We start from the raw sequence: 5,455 nt of genomic DNA on the forward strand, positions 1-5,455 counted from the left end.
CGGGACGGTTCGGGGTCAGGCGCCGCCGGCGGCGACGGGCTCGGCGTCGGGGTCGGCGCCGGGTTCGGCGGGAGCGGCGTCGCCGGCGGGAGGCGCCTCGCCGGAGGGGGGCGGCTCGTCCCCCGGGACGGTTCCGGAGGGGGCCTCCACGCCGGGGGGCGCCGGAGTGGCGTTGAGGTTGAAGTCGCCGCCGGCGTCGAAGCCGCCGAAGCCGGCCGCGTCCGCCCCCTCCTCCATGGCGGCGTCCTCGGAGGCGGCGGGGTCGGCGGGATCCGCGGGCGGGAGGACGCCGAACTGGTCCTCCGAGGCCGGCTCGGCGTCGGCCGGGGCGTTCGGGTTCAGCGGGTTGACCTCCGCGTCGGTCGGTTCGCCCGGCTCGGTCATCGCGGCGGGGTCGGCTCCGGCCTCGGCCTCCAGGGCGGCGGCCGGATCGGCGGAGGGATCGCCCAGGCCGGCGGCCAGTTCCGCTTCGGTCCGCGGCTTGTAGATCGTCATGATCCCGCCCACGACCACCGTGGCGAGGTACGGGTCGGTCATCGCCACCTGATACGGGTCCGAGGGATCCACCGCGGGGCGGGCGCCGCGGTTGCCGAAGCCGGGCCGGCGGTTCAATCCAGACAGCCCCCCCGAACGCCCGCCGAGGCCGCTCCCGCTCAGGCCGCCGCGGGTCAGGCCTCCGCGGGTCAGTCCGCCCCCGCTCAGGCCGCCGCCGAGCCCGCGACGGAAGCTGCCGGGCCCGCCCTCCCGCAGGCCGCCCCGCGAGCCGGCCCCCGGCGCCCGCGGGCCCAGCGGCTTGGCGCCCTCGACCATGTGCACCCGGATGATCTCTACCGGCCAATCGCTGTTGGACAGATCCGCCAGGACGTTGTTCAGTTCGCGGTGGTCGAGCACCAGTTGCATCTTGAAGGCCCGGGTGCGGTAGGGCACGTCCGGGGCGCTGGTGATGTACCGCCGCCCGCCGCCGGGGGAGACGTATTCCGGCTTGGCGCTCGCCTGACCGCCCACGGGGCTGAATCCCCCTTCGGAGGCCCGGCTTTCCATTTCCCCGTACGGCGACGACGACGGCGACGCGGCGGCGGACGAGGCCTCGGCGGCCGCGGCGAGCTCGGGCGCGATCAGCGAGGGATCCTCGTCGAGCCCGTCGCTCGGGCCGATGTCGTCGTCGAGGGAGAAGTCGAGGTCCGCGTCCAGGGCGTCGCCGCCGCCTCCCTCACCGCGTCCGTCGAAGGACCCCATCAGTTCTTCCCCGTACCCCTCCCCGTACTCCTCGCGTCCGGGCGATCCCGACCCGGACTCGCTTCCGGACGACATCGGATCGACGGCGCCCTCTTCCGCCGGGGTCAGCCCGGCGCCGCCCCGCAGCGTGAAGGACTGAATCTCCTTGACCGGGGCGTCGAGGATCAGGCTCGCCCCGGCGTTCACCTTCGTGACCTGCTCGAGCAGTTCGCGCATCAGCCAGATGTCCTCCTGGGCGCTCCAGACGGTCATCGACAGCGGCGGTTTGCTCTGCCAGCCGGCGGTGTTGAACTGGGGCAGCACGCCCTCCGGGACGTTGACCACACCGGTTTGCGTCTCGAAGTCGTAGGGACGCAGCGACTGCCGCAGTTCCTCGATCTGCTGCTCGTAGACGAGGCGGTACTGCTCCCGTCCGCGACGGCCGATCGGCTCGAAGTAGCCGAGGCCGTCAACGTAGGCGCGGTAACTTTCCGGCCAGGTGCGCAGCTGTTCCTGGGTGACGGCCAGCGTGCGGGCGGCGTCGATCAGCTCCGCCTCCCACTTAAGCCGTTCCTCGGTCGCCTTGTCGATCCACTCCTGGTTCGGGGCGTTCTGCCCGTTCGGGACGCTGAGCCCCTTCACCTTCGCCTCGTCGGCGGCGATCTGTTCCGCGAGCGCGCCGGTGCCGGTCCACCAGGCGCCGAGCGCCAGGCAGACCGTCAGGCCCAGGACGACCCAGAATCGGTGGGTGAGGATCGGTTGCAGCTTGTCCACGGGAACGATCCGGGGCGGCGGGGCGGGAAACGAAACGGACGAAAACGGGTCGGGGACGGGCGGCAGGCGCCCGGGGCCGGGCGGCGGTCAGACGTCTCCGCCGGAACCGGAATACGACGCCGACCCGGAGGACGCGGGGGCGACGCCGCCCTCGGCCCCCTCGCCGGCCAGAATTTCGCCGGGGACGTCGGAGCGCTGCTCCGGCGGCGTCTTCTTCCAGACGAACTGGATGGTGAAGGGGTACTCGGTCTTCATCACGAGTTCCTTCTCCGGGTCTTCCTCGTCAAGGGCGTTGATGTCGATCGGCGGACGACCTCCCGGGCGGCCGGACGGCCCGTATTCGCCTTCTGAGTCGTATTCGCCGTACCCGCTCCCCTCTCGGCCGAAGCTTCCGCCGCCTCGGAAGGGGGACCCGTCAGGCGAACCGTAACTGCCCTCCTCGCCGTATCCGCCGTAGTCGGAGCCCATTTCGTCGTAGCCGGAGCCCATCCGGCCGCGGCGGTCTCCCCCGGGCATGCCGAGTACGGTGCGGCCCTCGGGGTCGTAGGGGATCTGGCGGGCGGTGATCGGCAGCAGGGCCGGGTGGCTGATGCCCAATTTCCCCACCGGGACCTCGCCCAAGGGGGTATCGATCGTCCATTCCCGCAGGTTGCTGAGGATCGTCCGCCGCAGGTAGCCGCGGTCGCGGTCCTCCGGGGCGGAGCCGTCGTGGTAGTGCACGCCCTTGAGCGTCACCACGTAGCCCTCCCCCTCCGGCGGGGCCTGGGCCGGCGGGGGGTCCTCGCCCTCGGCGGGGGGCTCCGGGGCGGGTTCCGGTTGCGGAGGCGGCGGCGGTTCCTCGCCCCGGGCCAGCGCGGCGGCCTTCTCGGCGGCGTACGCCGCGGCGGCTTCGGCCTCCCGCTGCTTCTTCCGCTCCTCCGCCTCGGCGGCGGCCATCTCGTTCATTTCCTCCTTGGTCAGCGGCGGCAGGTCGGCGTACCAGGTGGCGAGGTCCGGCTCCTTCTCGAAGGTGATCGCCTTAACAAGCACGGACTCCCGCTGCTCGATCGGCTTGTTCAGTTCCTCCGCGGGGTCGGCCGGGGTGACCGCGGCGATCGCCCGCAACACCTCGGGCCAGTAACTGCGGCCGCTGCCGGGCTTCGTCAGCTCCTCGCCGACCGTTTTGATCTCCTCGATCTTGGACAACTGCTCGTCGTAGCCGCCCTGGAAGCCGCTGACGGTCGAGGAGAACTTCGGCACCTCGGCGAGGGGCTCCGCCCAGCGCTGTTCGCTGACGCTCTCCCCGTAGCGGCCGTAGCCCGCCGCCCCGAGGCTGATGCCCGCCAGCAGCACGCCGGCCGCCAGGGCGGCCCACGGCTTCTTCTTGCGGATCTTCCGTTCCTGGATGATCTCCGGCGGCACCAGGCTGGTGGTGATCCGGGTCAGTCCCGCCGCCTGCAGCGCCACGCCGTAGGGCACGACGAAGCCGGCGACGTTGTCGCGGAACGTGGCGTCGTTGAGCACCTCGTCGCCGACGGCCGCCTTGAACTGGTCCACCCGTTCGACCGGGTGTTGCAGGTTTTGCTGGAGGAATTTTTGCAGGCCGGCGAGTTTGAAGCCGTTGCCCACCCCCAGCACGCGGGTGATCTTCGCCTCGCGGTTCACGGAGCTGAAATAGCCGATGCTCCGCTGAATCTCCGCGACGTAGTCGTTGAAGACCGGCCGCAGCGCCTGGAACACCGCCCGCGGGTCCGGGGCCTTGGTGGCGTTGCACTTCAGGTGCTCCGCCTTGGCGAAGGTCAGCTTCTGATCCTTGACCAGCGCCCGCGTGAAGTGGTTGCCGCCGACGTTGACGTTGCGGATCCAGATTTTATCGCCGTTGGAGATCAACAGCGTGGAGTTGTCCGCCCCGAGGTCGCAGACCATCGTGTATTCGTCGGGGGCCTCGAACTCCTTGTCCTGCCGCATTCCCAGGCGGTCGTAGGTCAGGAAGTTATAGAGGGCCAGCGGGGCGATCTGGACGAGGTCCACCTCGATCTTGCGATCGAGGAACGGGGCCATCGCCATCTCCACCTGATCGCGTTTCATGGCGAACAGGCCGACCTCCGCCTCCAGTGTATAACCGCCCTCCTCCAGCCCGCCGCCCAGCGGCTGGTAGTCCCAAATCACTTCCTCCAGGGCGAAGGGGATCTGCTGACGGGCTTCGTACTCGACGATCTTGGCGATCTGAGACGATTCGACCGGCGGCAGCTGGATGAACCGGGCCAGGGCGCTCTGCCCCGGCAGGCTCATCGCGACGCGGCAGCCCTTCAGGCTGTTGCGGGACAGAAACGTCTCGAACGCCTCGGCGATCAGCTGGGCCGGCACGGCGTCCGGCTGGCTGAGGATCTTCGGGTGCTGAACCAGATCGAACGCCTCGGCGACCACCCGCCCGGTGATCGGATCCGGGCGCAGCTTGATCGCCTTGAGGGCGGCCTGCCCGACTTCAATGCCCCATACCGGCTGATCGTCGGCCATGGTCAGGTTTTGTACGTTGTCGGGGGATCTGGAGAGGAAGTCGGCGAACGCCGGACGTCGCCCGCGGGGGGAGAGTTCCCGGTCGGCCGACCGCCCGTCATCATCCCCCCCGTCTCCGGTGCGGTCAATCGGTCGCTTCGCCCGTCGCCGGTCCTCCGGCCTCCCGCGGCCGCCCCGCCCGCCGCCGTCCGTGCGGCCGGAACGACCCTCCCCCCGCGCCCCAAGCCCCCGCCCGCCCGTGTCTGCCGTGGAATCCGCCCCCCCGCAGACCCCCGCTCCTGGCGGAGACGGCCCCGACGGAAGCAGCCCCGGGGAGGCCGGGCCCGCCGAGACGGTCCTCCTGCTGCCCTCCCACGGCCTGGACGATCTGCCGGAGCGTCTTCCGGAGCGCAAGGCCGCCGCGGCGCTGAACGCCTTCGCCCTGTCGTGGCACCCCGCCCTGCTGGCCGCCGCCCGGGCCCTGCCCCGCCTGGTCATGGCCGACCAACCGCCCCGCCCCGTCGGCGGGCGGCGGTTCCTCCTCCCGGAGTTCGTCCGCGACGTCCTGCCGGACGGCTGGGAGGCCGAAGCCGGCGCCCGCCTCGCGGTCGTCGGCCCGGACCGCGCCGCGGCCCTGTCGGACCTCGCCCCGTTGCTGTCGCCGGACCGCCGGGACGTTGCGGCGGGCGATCTTCGCCCGTTCTTCGCGTTGGGCCTCGGCCACCTGTGGATCGAACGCCTGACCCGGCGGACGCACTACTACAGCACGCTGGACGAGACCCGGCTCCGCACGGAGGTCGTCGCCGCCGCGGACGCCCTGTTCGCCGGGGATCGGGAGGAAACGCGCGCCCGGCTGGTCGAAGCCGCCGAGGTGCTCCGCGAGGCCCGGGAGCGGTTCTATCCGACCCCGGCGAAGTTCTGCGACCTGTGCTTCGTGATCCCGCGACTGGCCGGGGAGGCGCTGCAACAGGAGATCGCCGCCGCGGCCGCC

At 71.6% G+C, this 5,455-nt stretch carries 3 protein-coding genes; 1 reads left to right on the forward strand and 2 read right to left on the reverse strand.

Annotated features, from left to right (window positions below; genetic code table 11):
- Positions 1 to 15 precede the first annotated feature (15 nt).
- Together ACG2DA_RS21515 and pilM are read right to left on the reverse strand one after the other, a co-directional pair.
- Positions 16 to 1,989, reverse strand: a complete 1,974-nt coding sequence (locus ACG2DA_RS21515) for a hypothetical protein (RefSeq protein WP_395258570.1) — start codon at positions 1,987 to 1,989, stop codon at positions 16 to 18.
- 87 nt (positions 1,990 to 2,076) lie between these two features.
- Positions 2,077 to 4,485 (reverse strand): type IV pilus assembly protein PilM, encoded by a 2,409-nt coding sequence (pilM, locus tag ACG2DA_RS21520; RefSeq protein WP_395258571.1) that lies wholly within the window; start codon positions 4,483 to 4,485, stop codon positions 2,077 to 2,079.
- Positions 4,486 to 4,732: 247 nt separating this feature from the next.
- On the opposite strand from pilM, the gene ACG2DA_RS21525 reads away from it, so the two are divergent.
- Positions 4,733 to 5,455 (forward strand): hypothetical protein (locus ACG2DA_RS21525; protein WP_395258573.1); only part of this gene is annotated, 723 nt, incomplete at its 3' end.

Source organism: Alienimonas sp. DA493, assembly GCF_043951915.1.
Lineage (GTDB): Bacteria > Planctomycetota > Planctomycetia > Planctomycetales > Planctomycetaceae > Alienimonas.

Coding starts and splice junctions, on each gene's coding strand:
- pilM (WP_395258571.1), bottom strand. CDS start 4,485: ATGGCCGACGATCAGCCGGTATGGGGCATTGAAGTCGGGCAGGCCGCC.